The organism is Undibacterium sp. SXout7W (genome assembly GCF_049339385.1).
Taxonomy (GTDB): domain Bacteria; phylum Pseudomonadota; class Gammaproteobacteria; order Burkholderiales; family Burkholderiaceae_D; genus Undibacterium.
This window is the reverse complement of the sequence record NZ_JBMPPF010000022.1, coordinates 15,511-32,710: the sequence shown is the minus strand read 5'-3', so window position 1 is coordinate 32,710 and position 17,200 is coordinate 15,511. Positions and strand designations below refer to the sequence as shown.

The window sequence follows — 17,200 nt, the reverse complement described above, 5'->3', positions numbered from 1 at the left end:
GTTTGCTAAATTTATTTTCGCAAACTGGCCAAAAGAGACGGTTCATTTGAAATAAATTTTTCTACGTCTTTACAAGCATTTTGCAAAGGATATGGAATTCCGGTTTTTGAAATTTCCATTTGCCCACATTGCAGACTCGCCGATAGCAATGTGTCATGATAAATTCTGAGAGGAATTGAACCCGGATTCTTTTTAAAATTATCAGCTAACCCCGCATAAGAGTCGCCTAAGACTGCCAATTTTGCCAGGTTATCTCCAGCATAATCTGGAGATAGTATTTTATTGTCTTGTCCCCGTTTATATTGCACAAAAAACAAAAAGCAGAACATTCCGATCAACAGAAGCAATGCTGCTTTTTCAATACGGGATAGTGTTTTGAACATGGTGTACTACCTTACCTTTCTTCTTTTGCTTAATAAAGCGTTTTAAGTAATTCCCAGACCATAGGAAGCGGCTGGGGAAATAAAATAATGCCTCCAGCGAATTGAGGGTTCCATCATACTGGCCTAAACCCAGCGCAGATCCATCGGCCTTGACTATTTTATGTTACCCATGAGCGCCCTGTTGCATTGCGTATTGCATGTCGTTTTCTCAAATTATTTTGCACCGAAACAAATGGAGATGCCACGAACTGGATTTGAACCAGTGTCTGCGAGTCTGTGCGTCCTATTCCCTAGACGATCAAAGAAATCTTTGAATGGGAGTTTCACCCATGTTTCACAAGTTGCGCTGTCCTACCGCTAGACGACCGAGGCAGATATTAAAATCACCTATTTGAATATAACATATTTCATACTATAATCATACATACATCATACATATAATTTGAAATTAGCGAATTTTTTGAGTTTCGCGCGCGAAAGTACAGGTGAAAGCAACAATGACTCTGCTGGCCCATGATATACGATGCGTGAGGAGCGTAGATATTCTGAATTTAAACCCCTACTGAAAACAAAATTATGCAGATACAGAAAGACCTCGAACGACAGACCAGGCAGACGAAATATGCGCTTGCTCTTGTGGTTGGAACTGTGGCTATGATTGCTTGCGGAATAATTGTCGCCTGCAATCCTGCTTCTTGGATAAATTGGTTTGCAGGAATGGCCTTTATAGGAGTAGGCGTTGTAATTGAAGAGAAATATCTTCTAAGTTTTAGATCAGGTGCTGCGTCCGGGCGGGTAGAAAATATGAACGGCGCATTTAAATCAATAATCGACTCTCTACATAGCATCAACGGTACCGACATCATATTCTTGCACTCTAAAAAATCACATTCGTGGCACCAATCGTGGGTAGGTGAACCCACTCTTGGGAGGCACGAACCGTTTCAAGAGTTGCTGGAAATAAGCAACTCGGATTTCAAAAATATGATTTCTTCAATCTCTCCTGAATTAACTGACTTCTTAACTGGAGATACTGTTGGTATTAGAGAAAGGTATAAAGGCTGGGAAAAAGGAAAATTTGCAATCTCTCAATGCTGCCAGGCTTTCATCACCAAAATCCGAATGAGTGACGACTTTCCTTACTTCCTGCATATTTCTGCTGAACGTAACTATGGAAGCGAACAACGTACAAGGTTGAGTGTTCGTATTGGGCAAGTCAGAGGTGAGGGCCCTAGTGAATATTTTAAATCCCAAATGCGCGATTTAGAATCAGAATTCAAAGATTAGGCTTAGGAAAATATACAAGACAATGAATTTTCGCGCGCGAAATATTTTGACTTACCTTTTGCTTTCTCTACCGCTTCCTGCTGTAGCAGGCAGGGTTACTTCGGTACTTGATGGGGACACTCTGGAGATAATGGAAGCTGGCAAAGCGCTGCGAGTGCGGCTAGCCAACATTGATGCACCTGAAAAGTCTCAGCCGTATGGCCAGGCATCCAAAAAGTCTCTGTTTGACCTGTGTTACGGTCGGGACGCACAACTACAAAAGCAAGGCATAGATCAATATGGCCGGACGGTCGGCGTTGTCACCTGTGGCGGCGTCGAGGCCAACCGCGCCCAGGTCGAAAGCGGCCTGGCATGGGTATACACGCAGTACAACAAAGATCCTGCCTTGGTTCCGCTTCAAAACGTCGTTAGAAGGGCTTCCCAGGGCTTATGGCGCGATGCCAGCCCTGTGCCACCATGGGAATTCCGGCATGCGCCGCAAAACCTGCCTGATAGGCCCACTGCTTGCTATACTGGACCGCACGGTGGTCGGTACCGGCTGGTAAACGGCCATAAGCAATACGGTTGTTAGCAGCCATATAATATTATTTAGTTCCAATATTATTTCCCCACAAGTTTATTTAATTACCTATACATCGTTGGACTAAATTTTTATCTTCAATTCCTGTCACAATCCATAAGGTATATTCCGGAAATATCTGGCAAAATTCTTCTATCATCTGCATCGTAGGGCGTTGTTTTCCATTTTGGAATTGTCGCCAACTATCAGAACCCACTGATGTTAGCCTAGCCAATTCTCTATATCGGTTTTCAATAGGAAAGTGCTGTTCAATGATCACTTTCATCCTAGCTGCCAAATTATTTTCAGTTGGTTGATGAACTTTTTCTGAAATTGCATCACGAGTCACAGTTTTTTTGAGCAGCGATTTTAAACGAGACAATTTTAATTTCCCTCTTGTTAGCCAGGTCTATGGATAGGGAAAATTTTTCAAAGTTTTATCTAATTTTTCCCTCAACACCGCTATATTTGATGCAGTGTCTTTGTGGCTGCTCTTCATGGCTTCCAGTCTATTTTCTGCAGCCTGCAATAGTTCTACCACCTTGTCATAACGCGGAAGACCAACTTCCAACAACTTAACGTTCGCACGCTCGATAGCGTCAATCAACTTACTCATTTATGTTTTGCCTGTAATTAAATGATAGGTTTTTCGGCATTGTCCAGTACACGCATTGATTTCTTAGCCGCGTTAGCCAGGCCATCTCCGTAGAAAACTTCTCTATAAAGACAGTACATGAATGGAACAAAAACACCGATAAAAGGCGGGATAAACATCACCAAAGCAATAAGGAAAATTAAGGGTGCGAGCTGTAGGATATTTATATCAACAGCCTTTCTGCTTAAAAGTCCAGCTGCCCCAAACTCAACCCCTGATCCAGCGTCAATTGAATGCTAAATATGCCAATTGAATGCAATTCAAAATCCATTTTTTCCCAAACCAGTCCTAAGATATGAAATGGAAAAAATAATGCCTTTAAAGCTGCGTATATAGTCATCAAACTGAAAAGTAAGAACATAAAGCCGTATGCAAATCGGATCATGAAAGTACCTGGCACTGTAGGGATAAATCCTGCATTAACAGAATGCAGAGATAGCCAAGACACAATCCAGATAGCAGATGCCCCAAAAGCAAAATATCCAGCAACGGAAATTAGCGGTAGAACTATTTCTAAAACACTCTTTTTTGAATGGGTATCAGTTTTAAATGCCAATACTAATCCTGCCAGAATAACAAAACCTGCGATCAGCATGAGTGCCGGCATTGCATTGAGATATTCTGATATTAATAGCGGAATACCGTAAATCATCAACCAAACAAATGGGGTCCGCTTGGATAGGAAAAATGCATTTTTTAAACATCTGCCAAACCAGCCAACTTCTAATTTTCGAGGTTCAAATATCATTTTGATTCACCAATATTCCTTTTGTCACTTTCGCTCATGTTCTGCCATTCAAAATCTCGATTGCCTTGCTTTCTGGATCAACATCTTTTGGCACTTTAATGATGAATTTAAGATCTGTGTTGTCCTCATTGCATGCTGTATTGAGGGCATATTCATCCAACGAGCCAGCATGTGGTTTTATAAGAGTCCCATTAATTCTTGCCACTGAAGCTACGATAGGTGCAGGATACGTCGCGGCAAATGAATTACCAAATGCAAAACACTGTCGCGAGCTGGTTAAACGACCTGATAGTTCCCATCCACCAGTGGGATGACTTTGTACCTGAACTTCGTCACCCTGGGAGTTGCATCCTTGTGGCGCGCTCTTGGTCTCAGTTAGGCAATTCACCATCTGTTGAATACTCGAACCAATGAGCGCACCAGAATTGAGTTGAACTCGCCTGTAAAAAACAAGAACAATCAGTAGTATTAAAATTGAAACTAAAATATATTGCCAAATTGATTTTCTTTTTGGTTGATTCTTGGTTTCTTCGTTTGTTACTTTTATGGACTTCATGCTCTATTTTCCCCGATCAGTCGCTCGACGGCGTGACGGTAACAACTACGTCGAATTTCTTACCACTTTCGGTTATTGCATTTGCAAACTGGTGTATTGCTTTTGCTGGCGATGTAGTTGTGACCGAAGCATCCAGTATTTTGGGCGACTCAGAATCGCTCACCATTGTGGGACCAACAATCGCTGACGGGCGATAGGGCGCCAATGGGATTACCGTGTCCAATGCTGATTGCTCAATGCGTTCGCGCTTTTGTGTTTCGATTTGATCGAAAACCTTCGATACGCCCCATCCCAATCCAGCAATCACAAGGCCAATTGCCAGCCAACCCGCAATCGTCAATAGGGGCAAACGATAGCTACGATGCACTTCAACTCCAACGTATTCGCCTATCTTGGAACGTAATTCGTCCAATATTTCTGACGGATTTTCGCTAAAGTTTACGCAATGTAATTCACGTAAATCAGCTTGAAGTTGGGACTCAAGGGCGTCTTCCAGTTTTATTTGTTTTCTACAGACTTGGAGAGTGCAAATGTCAACGTATTTGCGTCTGAACATGCCCGTCACGCGAATGTCGAAGATGCCTTTGTCCCATCCCTTTAATGGGAAATCGCCGGGATATTTAATCGATACAAGCATTTTGGTATTTTCCTTATGGAGACTAGAGTCCTCGCACTACAAACTCGGCGTTTGCGATCGCAAGGGTGGCTTGCGCTTAATTCAATTCGGTGTGAATAGCCGCTTGATCTTTTGGTGTGACCACATGCGATCCGGCACCGTGCTTATGCTCTATGCTCTGAACAACGTCCGTTAAACGCTCGACGTTATCTTCCGCGTCTAGCTTTCGCTGGAGGCACTCGCTTGCTTTTCCCGCAGGTCGCATCAGCGGATGAAATTATTTCGTTTCAAAGTATCTTACTTCTACTTTTGTCGGGCACGAGCGTGCCGCACTTCCAAGATGGTTTCATAAGCACCAGCAAGCGCAGGTTGAAACCATTGCTGGTAAGCGATTACTCGGTACTCTGGTGCCATCGGCCCCATTTTTGGCTCTAACACATCGATATCATCAGTAATGCACCAGCCCTTGTCTGGATCAAATACAACGGCGATTCTTCCGCGTTGATCTGCCAATGGTTGGAGAATTTCTGCAACCCTCTTGAGACTTTCGTATGCTTCAATTTTCGTTACCATTGTTTTTCCTAAAATTTAATTTTTGATGGTTCAACCATTGTTTCAAAGATCGTGACGGCACTATCTATCTGGCCGAAATGTGGTTGAAAATTGCGCATAGCATCCAATATTTCTTTGGATACTGCCAATCGGAAACCATGTTTATATCCGTGAGCTAGCACGTCGTTATAACGTGCCATGATTTCAGCAAAATCTACAAATGCTTCTCGCACACGTAATTCACTGTCGTTGAGATCATTGAAGTTTGCTTGAACTATTTCTAATACTGTTCTACTTTGTTGCATGTCAATTTTTCTCCATTGCTGACTTCTGGTCACGAGCGGGGCTTGCGCCGGCTTTCCTATCATAGACTGCTGATATTTTTACTTGAATTGCTTTTAAGCGTTATCATAGTTGCTGAAAATTGGTCCCAGGACATGGACAATGCATCAGGCGTTAATTTGTATTTGCCGTCTTGAGCTAATTCAAGAAGTTTTGCGTTTATGAACGTTTTACAACCAAAATTTGTTTCAACCCTGGCTTTATTTGTAAGCTAATGGATTGAAATAAAAATACTGCAGAAACTATTAAATCTCCTGGCCCGCTGCTCACGCTACCAAGTACCTGCACAAAAAGAATAAGTGAAGCGAAAAAGAATGTCGTCGTCGCATAAGTTATCTTCCCTAGAAGAATACAAAACGCGCCGACCAGGGGAAGAACAAGCAAGATTACTGTAACAAAATTAATTTCCATATTAGTCTTTGATTAAAGTGTTGTTGATTTAGGATCAGTTTCTTTTTGGTCTAACCCCACTTCGCTTAAATCTAAATAGGCGACAGCAAATAAACCCATCAGCATTAAAACGAAGCACAACACAACGCTGGCTGGCCTGACCACAACACCCAGCAAATCCAATATCGCTATAAGGCCTGCAAAATCAAGCTAGGCTATTTAGGTGTAGGTAACATCGCAGCATTTCGCGCAGCAATAGTCAGTTCAATATCATCACGATAAAGAGCCGCTGTTTCAATAGCCAATCCATCTTCGTTAATCAGCGCAAAAATTTGACCTGACTGATTAAACCAATCAAATTCGGCGGACGCCCAAAGTTTTTTTTCAAAAATGTCATTTGGGACAGGATTCTTCTCATCAAGCGCTTTGTAAACGCATGCACTTAAAAACTTCTTAAACTCGAGCGATGGGGTCATATATTTCCTTTCAGGTACGCGGAATTTCAAAAGTGGCACCGACCTTTGGTCCAAAGTCGATCGTCACAAACGTACCCCTGCCCGCCACCAGTTCGAAGTTCAAGTTGGTCAGGTCATCCATCTCTGCTGCCAGAATGGCGTTAATCTCCTCGGCCGTGGCATTGCCCTCCACACTGAAATAAACACGGGAAAACTCAATACCAAAATCGGTCTCATCTTCCACCACGCGATCAATCGTAATCTTTGCCATTATTTTCCTCTGAATCAGGCAGGCACAGTTTCAGGGCAATCAACAATAATTGTCACTTGAACGCCATTGAAGTAGATTGGCTTACCAGTTACAGGGTTGTGCAATGTGCCCAGCGCATTACTAACAGCTTCTTGAAACTGCTCAAAAGTAATACCACTATCATCAAGAACTGAATGGTCAATCTCTATCGTTCCTTTCATAATTTCTCCAAATGCAAATTAATTCTGGCAATCGGCCAGTGCGATGCTTCCTTCTTTATTTACGTTCATCCGGATTGCCACAAAAATTGCAAATATCGTTGAGGTCGTATTCGCAACGATGATCTGGCGAATCTGGACAATACCACCCACCATGATGGCCGCAGACAGCACAATGCGCGGAGTCGTCAATATCGACAAAGACATGCTGAGTACATTGCTTCATCAAGCATTGATACTGTACGTCAGCATCCCTCCGACGATCAAAGGCAGAACGGATAGCCTCGCGCAAAGCTGTTTGTTCTGGAGTAAGTGAATTCACGGCGTTTTCCTTTACGAAATAACCGGTTTCCCAATTGTTTCTTTCATATCGTGTAGTTCAAGGGCAAGATCACGCACATCAGCAGCTTCTTTCTCAATCGCTTTTGCTTGTTGCTCATTGTCTTCAATAAATCCTAACCCCCGATACCGCGCCGCTTCAGCGTCAAGAAATAAGGCAAGTCGGTTCAAGTGTTTTGCCACTTCTCGCGATGAAATTCCCTCTCCATATTTTGATTGCATATTTTTCCTTGAACTAAAATTTTGTACGTATTTCTTCGACTGTCTCAAGAGTTCTACGGGCACAGTTGAGTTGATCTGCCCACTCATCCTGAGCCTGGGAAGATTTTGATTTCTTAAGCATTTTTTCACATTCAACCACGCGCAGCTCAAGCCCTCGAAAGACTTCAAAAAATTGATCTGCGTTCAATTCCAAAGTACGTTTGGCTCGCATTCTTATTCCCACGCTGGCCGCTTATTCATGTCTAGTAGCGGATTATGCCTAATATCGTTTTTGAAAACTTTCTGTTGCGAAATTGCAATGAAATCAGCACAAGTTTCTTTGTCCATGCTTGGCTGGTAATTAGCTAAAATAGATCTAGACAAGTTGCGACTTTCGAGTAGATCCACCAACTTAGGTGTTGCAAGTTGACTTGATTGCATCAGTAAATCGCGATCAAAGACCTTAAATGTAAAACGTTCGTCATCTAGTGCCACAATCTTTACCCCTTTGAATTTGGGGTCGTACTTCAGCATTCCATTTCCGACGCTCTCCATTATGGACTTTGTCGCTGGACGATTATCAGAAACTGAGGCAGTAAATCCGATACATACAACCTCAGCGGCGTCGTCATAATACTGATCGATGAATTGACGTCTTGCTCGCCCGTCTGCTACCTCAAAAAGCCATCCAAACCCACCAATCCCAAGCAAGGTGATCAAGAGAGCCACACCAATTTGAGCTATTTTTTCATGTTTTTTTAACCCCTTCATGGCTGAAGATTGAGAGGCTGTTGTATCTTTTTGAACATTATTCATATTTTTGTTTTCCCTAGCTGTAAGAGACGGTCATTAGCTTCACTCAAGTCAAGTTGTCAGGATTTGACTTTGTCGTTGTTGAATTTGGATGCTCCAAATGCGGCGGTGCCATATTCAACTGCTTTGGTTCCGTACTCTTTTCCAGTTCCTTTGCTGTCTTGAGCATTTCTTTGGACAACTCCACACCTTGGCGTTCGTCTTCCGTGGTCAAGAATGGAGTATTCTCCACTCGCCAAACGACAGCAGACTTAATTGCGGCATAGACAAATATCACAACAAATAGCGTACACAAAGACAAGTCAATTCGATCTATTGGCCCCGTCATTTTGGCAACTTTTAACCACACTTTACGTAACATAAATTTCCTCGATCAGATACGGCTCAGCTAACTTGCCAACAATCCGGTGGCACTAGAGTTTTTGCACTGCAACTCATTCTCTCTTGCGATGAAGCGTTCAAACGCCCTCATACCGTCTTTGGTTTTCCCTATCACCACACGATGACCCGACAACTCTTTGTCGCTTGCCATAAGGCTTTCTGACGTTTCCTGATGAGAACCAGTGAACGTGGGTGTGTGGCCGGTGTTACATGCATTAATGTGGGCTTGCTTTTTTATGTCAGTGATCATGTTGTTCTCCAACTGGCTTCCGGCCAGGTGCGGGGCTTACGCCGATTTCACTACCTTTCCATTTAACGAAACGGTATAACTGTTTTGATCACATTTCACGTCATACGTGATTTTTTTACCGGTCGTTTTTGTGTGTGTAAAAGTTTCCATCATTTTTCCTCAGATGTTCCACTTGCTGCGTAATTGCTCGATACGCAGTCCTTTACGGCGACGTTCACCCTGAGCGTCATCGCCGACCGCGATGGGCTTTCCGCTTTGCAAGCATGCAGCTACCGTGGCGTCAAAATTCTCAGCCGAGCGCACCAGGTCAAGCAGTTCGCGCAGATCAGGTTGTAGCTCATTCAGCATGCTCGTTTTCCTTCAGGCTTGCGTCAACTTTGCAGCCCATGCGCGGTCAATTTTGTTGTCCCGCATTGACAGTTTTTGGTAAGCAAGCGCTTCCAGTTGTGCGCGCTCGGCAGCTTCGAAATTGGCCTGAGTATGCCCTTCGATGAAAGCACGTCGTTGGTCGCTAGGATTAGGGTAGCAGTGCTTTGTCACTCCAGTAACGCCGTGCTTCTGGAAGGCCTTCTTGCCTTCTATTCGGCACAAATGTAGATCATTTTGGGTCATTTCGTTTTGCCTTAAGTGATTATGTGCGGTCATACAGGAACTTAGAGACCGCATTTCCGTTGTGCAAAGCTATGTCCAGGTAGCCAGTCACAATCAACCCGCCAGCGTTCAGGCCCGTGCCACACTGATGCCTTGGGTCAGACACTATGATGTGATCTCCCCCGTCAACTGCGGAATAGCCACGTTTTTACAGTTCGTTGATACCACTTAGCACGCTTTGCTTATTCATCTAGACTCCCATTGGTCGCTCTATTTTTTTAATTATAGTACACATTGTGTACCTACTCAAGCATATTTTTTCGTTTTCTACTTAGCTTCAGAAAGCACTTTTTCAACTGCTTCGCGAACAAATTTATCCATTCCTCTATGCCCCTTTGAATCTACCGGAAGTAGGTAGCTTTTGAGCGCGCGCGGAGCAATACCAGTGCTGACAGCGACGTCATTCCATGTACCTTCAATGGCTGCCTTCAGTGACTGCAACAATTCCTGTTGATTTAGTTCTTCCATGATTTCCAAATTAATACACATTGTGTACCATCATAGCACCACCTCAAACATTTCGCGCAACTTCTCCGCATTGACTGACAAATACGGCAAAACATGGTTCAGTCTGAATGTCCGAGAAGCTGTTGTACAGTCTCCAGGCTCGCGCCATTGCGTAGCAGGCGTCCGGCGAAGTAAAAGTGATCCATTAGTGGAAGTAAATCTGGAACTCGCCGAATGATGCTGGGTAAGGCAAGCCTGGCTGATACAGGGATGGCTGAGCAAGAAAGTTCAGAGTTAAGTGAATTTCGACATTAAATCAAATACTTACCTTACTTTTGACGAAAATTTCCAGCTTACCGGCTAACCTCTGTTGGGAACAATTTTGTGCAAAAACCCAGTCGGATGCGGTCAAGTGGACAGGCGTGTTTTGCTTTACTTAATATGTGCTAAGTAAAATAGATCAATTCATACCTGCATTTATACCTGCAACATACCTGAAACTGATTTGACAAAATAGGCACACGTGCCTATTATCACAGACACGCGTGGGCATCCGCCTGTGCAGGATCATAAGAAAGGAATGTGTATGACCAGTTCCATCGCCCGGGTGTTTATCAATCACGTTGAAGTTGGTTCCGTACCACTGGACACGTACCGCGACCTGGTAGCGGGCTCCTGGAAGACTCCCAGGTTATATCTCGCTCAGATGCTGAATTTACTTTATGTGATTATTAAATTCGGCATCGGCTTCGTCACGGCCTTGCCGGTTCTGGTGTTTGGTTGTGTCGGCGCAGCGGCCTGGTTGGCGCCAGATGAATTACAAAAAAGTTTCACCTTCCTCCAGACTTGTACTGCTGCTGAGCTGGTGTTACTCATCCAGCATATCGGATCACCTTTGTTTGTCATTTACATTATGATTCAAGGCTTTCGGGGTACTGTCTCAAACACCTCATTTGGTTTTATCAATCAATTTTCCGCCTACACCAACCGACAATTGCGCCTTATGCTGGAGATGCCGGTAGAAGGAGATGTAATAGTGATTGAAGGCAAGATAGAATGATTGACGGTAACAACCGCCGTAAACTTCAACAACTGCTCGATGATCATAATCTGACGCAGGCACAGGGGGCCGCGTTGATCTGCCAGCAAACGGAACGGCCATGCTCAGTACGTGCAATTCGATCCTGGCTGAATAACCCGGAAAAATCGAGTGCCAGAACTTGCCCGGATTGGGCAATTTTGGCACTGGAGAAAGCCATCAATGTAAAAGAGAATATGCAAACAGTGACAGCGCCACCTTCGATGTGAAATTCTCAATGAAAATTTCCTGAATCCCGGCCAATTCTCTAGCACGCTTAAAAAGTATCAACCTTGTTGACACAGTAAATTAATGTTGATACGATGTATCAACATCGTGCAATTCTTTAGGAGATTCAAAATGACACAGCAAGCAATCGAAACTTCCATTAACACCTGGGGCAATGGCTTGGCCTTACGATTGAGCAAGCTTGTGGCCAAGACTGCCGGCATCGTTGATGGCAGCCATGTGCGCGTAATCGCTCAACCAGGCAAGATCATCGTCGAGACTACCGACCGCAAACCAACTTTGGACGAAATGCTGTCAGCCTTTGATCAGCTTCGCCATGGCGGTGAAGTAATGGCATTTGTACCCGTAGGCAAGGAAGCTCTCTAATGACGGTGAAGAAGGGAATTCAGTGGGTGCCAGAGCGCGGCGAAATTATCTACGTGAATCACAGCCCCCATGTTGGGAAAGAAATGCCAGGTGTCCATCCCTTACTGGTGTCCTCACCACAAAGTTTTAACCAACGTACTGGCATTGTGATTGGTTTTCCCATGACACATTCTGCGTCTAATGCTGATAATCCTTTTGCGGTTGCAGTGCAGGGGCCTAAAGGTGAAGTTGGATATATTCTAGGTTTTCAGCCAAAATCGTTTGATTGGATACAACGAGGCGCTACGCAGCACCCCTGGGGCGGCGGCCATGTGCAGGTGCTTGCTGCTGCACTCGAAAAGTTGGATTCAATTTGCGGTATCTGCGATTGTTAAATTGGTGTTTTCACCCCGCATTGGCCGGAAGCCAAAATTTCAAGTGAATTATGACCAAAAATAAACCTCAACAAAAAAACATGAACGACCCACAAATCGAGGGAACTAAATCATTTCCATGGCATAAAGTTTATTGGGCTGGAGAAATAATTGCAGCAGCATCCTTGATTGGGTACGGATCTTCATCATTCGCAGTTGGTTTTGGTGTTTTTATAGCACTTATGCATCTTAGTTCCAAAATGTCTCAAGAGTAATATTTTTTCTTCCCTACCAGTTAATTATTTCGCGCGCGAAAGAATGCTGACAAACTTGTTGGCGCAGGGCGCTGTTAAAGGCAAATCATGACAATTCATTTTGACCAAGACAATGGACCAGGCACAATCCTTACCGAAGAACACCGTGCAGCAATCGAAGAAGGAATCAAAGAAATTGACTTTGAGCTGGGCCGTTGCGATCCTGAATATGCATTCGATTTGAACCGCAAGCGTGCGCATCTGGTTGCCGAATTGTCGGCTGGCCAAACCTTGCCATTTGATGGCGAGGAATAAACACGATGTGGATCAGCAATATTGAAATCGAGTTTTTCAGGTTGATGAGAAGACCTGAAGACCCAGAAAATGCGCAAGTTTTTTGGCCTACACCTGAAGAGGCACTTTTTCCTGGAGCCAATACGCCTGTTAGAGCAATGACCAAAAATGGGGTATTACTGTGGAAGCACGATGGGACGGTTGAGCATGGTGATTGGAATCCAGAGAAAAAAACCTTCACAAGCAGGTCCGGCAATGCGCTTTCACTGGAAGACATACGTGGATGGGGCCCTTTAACTTTCCCCGTTGCGGAAGGTTGAAATCTCAAATTAAATTCCCGAAAACTTGAATATCCCAAAAACTTGAATATTTGACTTTATGATTTCATCCACTTCTCAGCGAATGAGGCTGATTCTTTCCTTAGAGGCTCCTATAAGAGGTGCGTCACGTTGGTTGGAAGTTAGGACTGCAATATCTAAGAAAACCTGGCAATCATTTTTTACCAGGGAAAATGCAGCACCTTCAGCGGAAATGATTGAATCCATCTCCAGATTGTTTCCTGAATATGCATTTTGGCTTGCAAGTGGATTGACTGATCAAACATATGGTCACACTTGCCCCAGGAGCGAAAATACGTCTCAATGTTTCCCTGAAGTGCAACTAGACGAAAGAAAATATTTTGCGGACTACTTCGTTCAATGCATGAAACTTCAAGAACAAACTAGTAATGTTAGGGTACATCTAGAAGGACCAAAAAGCAGTGAATTGCAGGAATTGGAAAGACTCATGAATCTGAGACAAAAAGAGATTGCATATTTAAACTCAAATTCAGGAAAAATTACATTCAACTCTGAAAAATTGCCCTATCCATAGTCCTGCTACAAGAGAGAAATTAAAATTGTCTCGTATAAAATCGCCGCTCAAACAATCTGTGATTCGTGATGCAATTTCAGAAAAAATTCATCAATCACCTGAAAATAACTTGGCAGATAGAATGAAAGTGGTCATAGAAAAGCACTTTCCGATTGAAAACAGGTATAGGGAGTTAGCTCGGTTAACATCAGTGGGCTCTGGTAGTTGGCGGCAATTCCAAAATGGAAAACAACGCCCTACGATGCAGATGATAGAAGAGTGTTGTCAAATTTTTCCGCAATATACCTTGTGGATCGTTACTGGAATTGATGATAAAAATTTAGTCCAACAATGTTTAGATGATTAAGTAAGCTCGCGGGGAAATAATATTGGAACTAAATAATATTAAAAAATTAGAAGTTGAACTTTTCAATGCGAGACGATCCGACTGCCATGATATTGTTCAACGGGCTGATTTCGTATTGACTGCAGCTCGACGCACGCATGGTTTTTACGCAAGTTTAACAATGAAAACAGGAATAGAATCTAAGAGGTGGAGGAATTTTGCTTCGGGAGCACAGAGACCAACCCCTGACATGATTGAAGCGTTAGCAAAACTTTTTCCAGATTACGCATTTTGGTTAGTAACTGGAATACTACCAACTGATGATGTACTACATTGTGTCCCAGAGCATGCCGATTTTGTTGAATCAAACCAGATTAATATCACGGACGCCATGATAGACGCAGCAAGAGAAAAAAGCTCATCAATTGATGCTTCCACTATTCGCCGTCTTTTGGAAACCTGTCTACCTTATAGCTCACAGAGCTTAAAGGCGGCCAAATTAATAGTTCCGACTCTGAAGAATTCTATTATTGTTCAAATTTTGTCTGCTGCTACATCGGTTATGGAATAAGGTATTTTCATTTCTCTTTTTCGCAGACGTTTTATAGGGAATACACCATGCTGGGATATCTCATCGCATTTGCCGCAGGGTTTATAGTGTGCGGATTATTCGTCTTTTTAAGGAACATCCATCGAGCTATTAAACGGGAGCAGATTATCAATACTGCCTGCGCGACCTTGTATAGGCACGGTATCGAAACAGCCGACTACTTTCCCTACTTTCGCTGCGTTCAAGGTCACGATATTGGAGATGCCCTTTCACTGTTGACCGGGACAGGACACGTTGCAATCTTCCCTAACGGAGAGGTGTCCGGCGAACTGAGAATTCGACGCGTCCCAGAGCCTGGTGAAGTGCACTGGCTGACGCTGATGGTGGCCAGACGTCACGTTATCGAATCATGACGGGAAATATTGTGGCTGACTTGGAATTGAACCTGGTTTCTGTAATTTTTTATTTGCAGCTATCAGCTTACAAATCAAAGCGACAAAAACAAATTCAGGTAAAGCCAGCTAATAGCGATAGGAAAGTACGATGAACCAAACAATTCAACTTATTTGCGTCAGCACATTTTTTTGGGGCGGTTTGGCCTTTGCCCAAGTAGTACCAGTGGTTGAAGGTCCTCAACATTTGCATAATATGTTGAGTGAAATTAAAGCGGTCGGCGAGACCCTTCACAACAGCAACTTGCCCGTTAATACAAATCCAGCGCATGAGTCTGCTTTAGCAGGTAGCGAGCAATATCAATCAAAAATTTTGAAGTGTCGTACAAATCAAGTGCCAGTGTTATTTAGTTACACCTTTTCAAAAACAGAAATATCGACTGAACCCGCCGGTTCGGGGCACGCAATAATTTGCGTCAAAACAGATTTCGTTGACACCCAGGAAATGATTTTAGAGGCTCTTACTACCATTCAAGCCGGGGTAGAAAAAGAAACAAAAATCGCTAAAATATTAGTGAACATCCACATGATTCGGGTCTTGAAGCGAAGTTGAAAACCGTTTCTTGATGCTGCAAATGATTTCGATCGTCGTTTCGGTGAAAATGGCGTCAAGTTTTAATTTTTGGAGAACAAAGGGGTTTCGGCGCAAAACCCTCACTGCCTGGAAGCCAACTTACCAAGGAAAAAATATGAAAGTAATTGTAGAAATTGGACCTCCAACAAATGAAAAGAAAAAGTGAAGGCGGAATCTCATGACCAAATTAATCTTATCAAACCGGGTTGACGTTTATTAGGGATGTGGCGGTGTATTCAGATTTTGTCAACCTTATGCCGTCCAAAGCGTTAGATCTTTAGGTCGCAATGATTAATTACAGGTGTGCCAATCCAATTTTCACTTATAACTTTCGATGACAAAATTTTCTCTATTTTTCACAGCACTACTGTTTACTTGCTTTGCTAACGCATCAACCATACCGCAAGACGCAAACGACAAGGATACTTGCCCAGGTACTACTACCTGGTCCGATGGTATTAACCATTGCGTTGATACTTCAAAGGCACTTGTCGATCTGAAATGCCCTGATGGAACGTTGTGGTCGGAAGTATTACCTTTTGCCGTGCCGCCCCCAAAGTCGATGCCAACCCGAGACCCAAGTTTGCACCGTTGCGTTCGGGTTAAGCAAGTAGCACGTTTTGAGCTAGTTGACGCTACGGGAAAAAATTATGGATATGCCTTTGGCTTTATGCAAGCCGAGCGAATTAAGCAAGACCTCATGCGTACCCATGAAAAAAAGAAATTGACCATTACTGTGATAAATAACCGCACACATACGATTTATCCTGATTAGATATTTCTTTCCCTATAAGAATTGCATCTCTTTACATATAGCGAGAACAATCTGCCTACAATCTTCAGCATCGTTCATCGAACGATGCTGTGGTCCCGTCGGGATATTGGCATTGACCAAAAGCGCTGCTTCTCTTAGCTTTGGCCAGCGTTTACCGTTACGATACGAGAGCGCCATCATAGTACAAGCCATTTCAAACACCGGCTGCTCAATACTGTACCTGGCATTCGTTTGTTTCAGCATGCGCTCATCAAAATCCGCCCCATGAGCAATGATCAGCCGGCCAACAAGCAGGTTGTTAATCTGAGCAGCAATCTCTGGCCATGTTGGCGCATGAATCAGGTCTGCATCTGTAATCCCGTGGACAGCAATTGCTTCCGTTGGAACCGGTGCGCTGGGCCGTACCAGGTAATCAGCCTGCACCAGTCCCCCGGCGTCAAGTAACGTAATCTCTATTATCTCGGCACCATGATCCAGCCCGGTTGTTTCGGTATCGAGAAAGAGGGGAGACTGAGCAAGCCAGGCCGTCCCTTGCAGCAAAAGGGCCTGGTGTTCTTCAATTTCCTCTTTGCGCGTATTTTCATAAAAGCAGTCGTCGCAACTGTTACTGTCTGAAGATTTGTAATACCGGTTGCCACATCCACATAATGCCGTTCCTATCAAGGTCCGTCCTTCTGCCAAGGCCGTCAACTGCTTAACGCTGGCCGGTTTATAAGGGCGCATAGGAATGGCTACGGCTGGATCATACAGGTCAACGTGTGTATGACCTTGCCAATACTTCGCCACTGCGCCTTGGTCTGCACTTGGCTTCAAGCGCAGTTGTCTTAACTCCGTCTTTGTCTTGAGCTGTGTAGGCGCTGAAGCTCGATTTTTATATCTCATTACTTCCTACAATCGTAAATTTTCATTGCACTTATGGTGAGGAGCTTCCTTTTATAACATAAGCATACGATAATCAAATAAC

At 43.7% G+C, this 17,200-nt stretch carries 36 protein-coding genes and 1 tRNA gene; 15 read left to right on the top strand and 22 right to left on the bottom strand.

Translation table 11 applies throughout. The features are described from left to right. Positions 1-11 precede the first annotated feature (11 nt). On the bottom strand, positions 12-383 hold the full coding sequence (locus ACO0LB_RS17980) for a hypothetical protein (protein WP_423051591.1): 372 nt from the start codon (positions 381-383) through the stop codon (positions 12-14). Positions 384-622: 239 nt separating this feature from the next. After that, positions 623-755 (bottom strand) — tRNA-OTHER (locus ACO0LB_RS17975). 204 nt (positions 756-959) lie between these two features. On the opposite strand from ACO0LB_RS17975, the gene ACO0LB_RS17970 reads away from it, so the two are divergent. Together ACO0LB_RS17970 and ACO0LB_RS17965 are read left to right on the top strand one after the other, a co-directional pair. Then, positions 960-1,670 carry a hypothetical protein gene (locus tag ACO0LB_RS17970; RefSeq protein ID WP_423051589.1) on the top strand — a complete coding sequence of 237 codons (711 nt, stop codon included), beginning with the start codon at positions 960-962 and terminating at the stop codon, positions 1,668-1,670. Positions 1,671-1,824: 154 nt separating this feature from the next. After that, on the top strand, positions 1,825-2,241 hold the full coding sequence (locus ACO0LB_RS17965) for a thermonuclease family protein (RefSeq protein WP_423051587.1): 417 nt from the start codon (positions 1,825-1,827) through the stop codon (positions 2,239-2,241). Positions 2,242-2,290: 49 nt separating this feature from the next. Here the strand turns inward: ACO0LB_RS17965 and ACO0LB_RS17960 are convergent, their stop codons facing one another. From ACO0LB_RS17960 to ACO0LB_RS17870, 19 genes are all read right to left on the bottom strand, one after another. Continuing rightward, positions 2,291-2,611, bottom strand: coding sequence for a hypothetical protein (locus tag ACO0LB_RS17960; protein WP_423051586.1), 321 nt, complete (start codon positions 2,609-2,611; stop codon positions 2,291-2,293). A 27-nt stretch (positions 2,612-2,638) separates the two neighbouring features. After that, on the bottom strand, positions 2,639-2,845 hold the full coding sequence (locus tag ACO0LB_RS17955; protein WP_423051584.1) for a hypothetical protein: 207 nt from the start codon (positions 2,843-2,845) through the stop codon (positions 2,639-2,641). A gap of 223 nt (positions 2,846-3,068) precedes the next feature. Then, positions 3,069-3,632 (bottom strand): hypothetical protein, encoded by a 564-nt coding sequence (locus ACO0LB_RS17950; RefSeq protein ID WP_423051582.1) that lies wholly within the window; start codon positions 3,630-3,632, stop codon positions 3,069-3,071. Positions 3,633-3,666: 34 nt separating this feature from the next. After that, a complete protein-coding gene (locus tag ACO0LB_RS17945) occupies positions 3,667-4,188 on the bottom strand; it encodes a hypothetical protein (RefSeq protein ID WP_423051580.1) in 522 nt (173 codons plus the stop codon). A gap of 16 nt (positions 4,189-4,204) precedes the next feature. Then, complete coding sequence (locus ACO0LB_RS17940) at positions 4,205-4,825, bottom strand: hypothetical protein (protein ID WP_423051578.1); 621 nt, start codon at positions 4,823-4,825, stop codon at positions 4,205-4,207. A 282-nt stretch (positions 4,826-5,107) separates the two neighbouring features. Beyond that, positions 5,108-5,377, bottom strand: a complete 270-nt coding sequence (locus tag ACO0LB_RS17935; protein ID WP_423051576.1) for a hypothetical protein — start codon at positions 5,375-5,377, stop codon at positions 5,108-5,110. 8 nt (positions 5,378-5,385) lie between these two features. Continuing rightward, positions 5,386-5,724, bottom strand: coding sequence for a hypothetical protein (locus ACO0LB_RS17930; RefSeq protein ID WP_423051574.1), 339 nt, complete (start codon positions 5,722-5,724; stop codon positions 5,386-5,388). Between the two features lie 133 nt (positions 5,725-5,857). Further along, on the bottom strand, positions 5,858-6,109 hold the full coding sequence (locus ACO0LB_RS17925) for a hypothetical protein (RefSeq protein ID WP_423051572.1): 252 nt from the start codon (positions 6,107-6,109) through the stop codon (positions 5,858-5,860). 194 nt (positions 6,110-6,303) lie between these two features. After that, positions 6,304-6,564 carry a hypothetical protein gene (locus ACO0LB_RS17920; protein WP_423051570.1) on the bottom strand — a complete coding sequence of 87 codons (261 nt, stop codon included), beginning with the start codon at positions 6,562-6,564 and terminating at the stop codon, positions 6,304-6,306. Positions 6,565-6,574: 10 nt separating this feature from the next. Further along, entirely contained in the window at positions 6,575-6,814 is a 240-nt protein-coding gene (locus ACO0LB_RS17915) for a hypothetical protein (RefSeq protein WP_423051568.1), read from the bottom strand. 14 nt (positions 6,815-6,828) lie between these two features. Then, positions 6,829-7,014 (bottom strand): hypothetical protein, encoded by a 186-nt coding sequence (locus tag ACO0LB_RS17910; protein ID WP_423051566.1) that lies wholly within the window; start codon positions 7,012-7,014, stop codon positions 6,829-6,831. An 18-nt stretch (positions 7,015-7,032) separates the two neighbouring features. Further along, entirely contained in the window at positions 7,033-7,218 is a 186-nt protein-coding gene (locus ACO0LB_RS17905; protein WP_423051564.1) for a hypothetical protein, read from the bottom strand. Between the two features lie 126 nt (positions 7,219-7,344). Beyond that, the gene (locus ACO0LB_RS17900) at positions 7,345-7,572 is read right to left on the bottom strand and encodes a hypothetical protein (RefSeq protein ID WP_423051562.1); all 228 of its coding nucleotides are present in this window, start codon (positions 7,570-7,572) and stop codon (positions 7,345-7,347) included. A gap of 213 nt (positions 7,573-7,785) precedes the next feature. After that, on the bottom strand, positions 7,786-8,367 hold the full coding sequence (locus tag ACO0LB_RS17895; protein ID WP_423051560.1) for a hypothetical protein: 582 nt from the start codon (positions 8,365-8,367) through the stop codon (positions 7,786-7,788). Positions 8,368-8,410: 43 nt separating this feature from the next. Next, positions 8,411-8,725 carry a hypothetical protein gene (locus ACO0LB_RS17890; RefSeq protein WP_423051558.1) on the bottom strand — a complete coding sequence of 105 codons (315 nt, stop codon included), beginning with the start codon at positions 8,723-8,725 and terminating at the stop codon, positions 8,411-8,413. Positions 8,726-8,752: 27 nt separating this feature from the next. After that, positions 8,753-8,995 carry a hypothetical protein gene (locus ACO0LB_RS17885; protein ID WP_423051556.1) on the bottom strand — a complete coding sequence of 81 codons (243 nt, stop codon included), beginning with the start codon at positions 8,993-8,995 and terminating at the stop codon, positions 8,753-8,755. 159 nt (positions 8,996-9,154) lie between these two features. Then, positions 9,155-9,343: a hypothetical protein gene (locus tag ACO0LB_RS17880; RefSeq protein WP_423051554.1), complete on the bottom strand. Its 189-nt coding sequence runs from the start codon at positions 9,341-9,343 to the stop codon at positions 9,155-9,157. A gap of 12 nt (positions 9,344-9,355) precedes the next feature. Continuing rightward, on the bottom strand, positions 9,356-9,607 hold the full coding sequence (locus ACO0LB_RS17875) for a hypothetical protein (protein WP_423051552.1): 252 nt from the start codon (positions 9,605-9,607) through the stop codon (positions 9,356-9,358). A gap of 306 nt (positions 9,608-9,913) precedes the next feature. Continuing rightward, a complete protein-coding gene (locus ACO0LB_RS17870) occupies positions 9,914-10,114 on the bottom strand; it encodes a hypothetical protein (RefSeq protein ID WP_423051550.1) in 201 nt (66 codons plus the stop codon). A gap of 565 nt (positions 10,115-10,679) precedes the next feature. On the opposite strand from ACO0LB_RS17870, the gene ACO0LB_RS17865 reads away from it, so the two are divergent. From ACO0LB_RS17865 to ACO0LB_RS17805, 13 genes are all read left to right on the top strand, one after another. Continuing rightward, entirely contained in the window at positions 10,680-11,153 is a 474-nt protein-coding gene (locus ACO0LB_RS17865) for a hypothetical protein (protein ID WP_423051548.1), read from the top strand. After that, positions 11,150-11,401 carry a hypothetical protein gene (locus ACO0LB_RS17860; protein WP_423051546.1) on the top strand — a complete coding sequence of 84 codons (252 nt, stop codon included), beginning with the start codon at positions 11,150-11,152 and terminating at the stop codon, positions 11,399-11,401. Before ACO0LB_RS17865 ends, ACO0LB_RS17860 begins: the two co-directional genes overlap by 4 nt. 130 nt (positions 11,402-11,531) lie before the next feature. Then, positions 11,532-11,786 carry a hypothetical protein gene (locus ACO0LB_RS17855; RefSeq protein WP_423051544.1) on the top strand — a complete coding sequence of 85 codons (255 nt, stop codon included), beginning with the start codon at positions 11,532-11,534 and terminating at the stop codon, positions 11,784-11,786. Then, positions 11,786-12,160 carry a type II toxin-antitoxin system PemK/MazF family toxin gene (locus tag ACO0LB_RS17850; RefSeq protein ID WP_423051542.1) on the top strand — a complete coding sequence of 125 codons (375 nt, stop codon included), beginning with the start codon at positions 11,786-11,788 and terminating at the stop codon, positions 12,158-12,160. The genes ACO0LB_RS17855 and ACO0LB_RS17850 overlap by 1 nt, the downstream gene beginning before the upstream one ends. Positions 12,161-12,210: 50 nt before the next feature. Beyond that, positions 12,211-12,414: a hypothetical protein gene (locus ACO0LB_RS17845; RefSeq protein ID WP_423051540.1), complete on the top strand. Its 204-nt coding sequence runs from the start codon at positions 12,211-12,213 to the stop codon at positions 12,412-12,414. Between the two features lie 87 nt (positions 12,415-12,501). Further along, entirely contained in the window at positions 12,502-12,708 is a 207-nt protein-coding gene (locus ACO0LB_RS17840; protein WP_423051538.1) for a hypothetical protein, read from the top strand. Between the two features lie 5 nt (positions 12,709-12,713). Next, complete coding sequence (locus ACO0LB_RS17835) at positions 12,714-13,007, top strand: hypothetical protein (RefSeq protein WP_423051536.1); 294 nt, start codon at positions 12,714-12,716, stop codon at positions 13,005-13,007. 58 nt (positions 13,008-13,065) lie between these two features. Then, entirely contained in the window at positions 13,066-13,560 is a 495-nt protein-coding gene (locus ACO0LB_RS17830) for a hypothetical protein (protein WP_423051534.1), read from the top strand. Positions 13,561-13,585: 25 nt separating this feature from the next. Next, positions 13,586-13,906 carry a hypothetical protein gene (locus tag ACO0LB_RS17825; protein ID WP_423051532.1) on the top strand — a complete coding sequence of 107 codons (321 nt, stop codon included), beginning with the start codon at positions 13,586-13,588 and terminating at the stop codon, positions 13,904-13,906. Between the two features lie 22 nt (positions 13,907-13,928). Then, complete coding sequence (locus ACO0LB_RS17820; RefSeq protein WP_423051530.1) at positions 13,929-14,456, top strand: hypothetical protein; 528 nt, start codon at positions 13,929-13,931, stop codon at positions 14,454-14,456. Between the two features lie 47 nt (positions 14,457-14,503). Next, positions 14,504-14,848: a hypothetical protein gene (locus tag ACO0LB_RS17815; RefSeq protein WP_423051528.1), complete on the top strand. Its 345-nt coding sequence runs from the start codon at positions 14,504-14,506 to the stop codon at positions 14,846-14,848. 130 nt (positions 14,849-14,978) lie between these two features. Continuing rightward, entirely contained in the window at positions 14,979-15,440 is a 462-nt protein-coding gene (locus tag ACO0LB_RS17810) for a hypothetical protein (protein ID WP_423051526.1), read from the top strand. Between the two features lie 355 nt (positions 15,441-15,795). After that, positions 15,796-16,236, top strand: a complete 441-nt coding sequence (locus ACO0LB_RS17805) for a hypothetical protein (protein ID WP_423051524.1) — start codon at positions 15,796-15,798, stop codon at positions 16,234-16,236. A 12-nt stretch (positions 16,237-16,248) separates the two neighbouring features. On the opposite strand, the gene ACO0LB_RS17800 is transcribed toward ACO0LB_RS17805, so the two are convergent. After that, the gene (locus tag ACO0LB_RS17800; protein ID WP_423051522.1) at positions 16,249-17,118 is read right to left on the bottom strand and encodes an exonuclease domain-containing protein; all 870 of its coding nucleotides are present in this window, start codon (positions 17,116-17,118) and stop codon (positions 16,249-16,251) included. Positions 17,119-17,200: the final 82 nt, after the last annotated feature.

Bases quoted from the DNA above. Each gene is read 5' to 3' on its own strand.
- ACO0LB_RS17980 (WP_423051591.1), bottom strand. From the start codon at position 383: ATGTTCAAAACACTATCCCGTATTGAAAAAGCAGCATTGCTTCTGTTG.
- ACO0LB_RS17970 (WP_423051589.1), top strand. From the start codon at position 960: ATGCAGATACAGAAAGACCTCGAACGACAGACCAGGCAGACGAAATAT.
- ACO0LB_RS17955 (WP_423051584.1), bottom strand. From the start codon at position 2,845: ATGAGTAAGTTGATTGACGCTATCGAGCGTGCGAACGTTAAGTTGTTG.
- ACO0LB_RS17950 (WP_423051582.1), bottom strand. From the start codon at position 3,632: ATGATATTTGAACCTCGAAAATTAGAAGTTGGCTGGTTTGGCAGATGT.
- ACO0LB_RS17945 (WP_423051580.1), bottom strand. From the start codon at position 4,188: ATGAAGTCCATAAAAGTAACAAACGAAGAAACCAAGAATCAACCAAAA.
- ACO0LB_RS17940 (WP_423051578.1), bottom strand. From the start codon at position 4,825: ATGCTTGTATCGATTAAATATCCCGGCGATTTCCCATTAAAGGGATGG.
- ACO0LB_RS17935 (WP_423051576.1), bottom strand. From the start codon at position 5,377: ATGGTAACGAAAATTGAAGCATACGAAAGTCTCAAGAGGGTTGCAGAA.
- ACO0LB_RS17930 (WP_423051574.1), bottom strand. From the start codon at position 5,724: ATGATAGGAAAGCCGGCGCAAGCCCCGCTCGTGACCAGAAGTCAGCAA.
- ACO0LB_RS17925 (WP_423051572.1), bottom strand. From the start codon at position 6,109: ATGGAAATTAATTTTGTTACAGTAATCTTGCTTGTTCTTCCCCTGGTC.
- ACO0LB_RS17920 (WP_423051570.1), bottom strand. From the start codon at position 6,564: ATGACCCCATCGCTCGAGTTTAAGAAGTTTTTAAGTGCATGCGTTTAC.
- ACO0LB_RS17915 (WP_423051568.1), bottom strand. From the start codon at position 6,814: ATGGCAAAGATTACGATTGATCGCGTGGTGGAAGATGAGACCGATTTT.
- ACO0LB_RS17910 (WP_423051566.1), bottom strand. From the start codon at position 7,014: ATGAAAGGAACGATAGAGATTGACCATTCAGTTCTTGATGATAGTGGT.
- ACO0LB_RS17905 (WP_423051564.1), bottom strand. From the start codon at position 7,218: ATGTCTTTGTCGATATTGACGACTCCGCGCATTGTGCTGTCTGCGGCC.
- ACO0LB_RS17900 (WP_423051562.1), bottom strand. From the start codon at position 7,572: ATGCAATCAAAATATGGAGAGGGAATTTCATCGCGAGAAGTGGCAAAA.
- ACO0LB_RS17895 (WP_423051560.1), bottom strand. From the start codon at position 8,367: ATGAATAATGTTCAAAAAGATACAACAGCCTCTCAATCTTCAGCCATG.
- ACO0LB_RS17890 (WP_423051558.1), bottom strand. From the start codon at position 8,725: ATGTTACGTAAAGTGTGGTTAAAAGTTGCCAAAATGACGGGGCCAATA.
- ACO0LB_RS17885 (WP_423051556.1), bottom strand. From the start codon at position 8,995: ATGATCACTGACATAAAAAAGCAAGCCCACATTAATGCATGTAACACC.
- ACO0LB_RS17880 (WP_423051554.1), bottom strand. From the start codon at position 9,343: ATGCTGAATGAGCTACAACCTGATCTGCGCGAACTGCTTGACCTGGTG.
- ACO0LB_RS17875 (WP_423051552.1), bottom strand. From the start codon at position 9,607: ATGACCCAAAATGATCTACATTTGTGCCGAATAGAAGGCAAGAAGGCC.
- ACO0LB_RS17870 (WP_423051550.1), bottom strand. From the start codon at position 10,114: ATGGAAGAACTAAATCAACAGGAATTGTTGCAGTCACTGAAGGCAGCC.
- ACO0LB_RS17865 (WP_423051548.1), top strand. From the start codon at position 10,680: ATGACCAGTTCCATCGCCCGGGTGTTTATCAATCACGTTGAAGTTGGT.
- ACO0LB_RS17860 (WP_423051546.1), top strand. From the start codon at position 11,150: ATGATTGACGGTAACAACCGCCGTAAACTTCAACAACTGCTCGATGAT.
- ACO0LB_RS17855 (WP_423051544.1), top strand. From the start codon at position 11,532: ATGACACAGCAAGCAATCGAAACTTCCATTAACACCTGGGGCAATGGC.
- ACO0LB_RS17850 (WP_423051542.1), top strand. From the start codon at position 11,786: ATGACGGTGAAGAAGGGAATTCAGTGGGTGCCAGAGCGCGGCGAAATT.
- ACO0LB_RS17845 (WP_423051540.1), top strand. From the start codon at position 12,211: ATGACCAAAAATAAACCTCAACAAAAAAACATGAACGACCCACAAATC.
- ACO0LB_RS17840 (WP_423051538.1), top strand. From the start codon at position 12,502: ATGACAATTCATTTTGACCAAGACAATGGACCAGGCACAATCCTTACC.
- ACO0LB_RS17835 (WP_423051536.1), top strand. From the start codon at position 12,714: ATGTGGATCAGCAATATTGAAATCGAGTTTTTCAGGTTGATGAGAAGA.
- ACO0LB_RS17830 (WP_423051534.1), top strand. From the start codon at position 13,066: ATGATTTCATCCACTTCTCAGCGAATGAGGCTGATTCTTTCCTTAGAG.
- ACO0LB_RS17815 (WP_423051528.1), top strand. From the start codon at position 14,504: ATGCTGGGATATCTCATCGCATTTGCCGCAGGGTTTATAGTGTGCGGA.
- ACO0LB_RS17810 (WP_423051526.1), top strand. From the start codon at position 14,979: ATGAACCAAACAATTCAACTTATTTGCGTCAGCACATTTTTTTGGGGC.
- ACO0LB_RS17805 (WP_423051524.1), top strand. From the start codon at position 15,796: ATGACAAAATTTTCTCTATTTTTCACAGCACTACTGTTTACTTGCTTT.
- ACO0LB_RS17800 (WP_423051522.1), bottom strand. From the start codon at position 17,118: ATGAGATATAAAAATCGAGCTTCAGCGCCTACACAGCTCAAGACAAAG.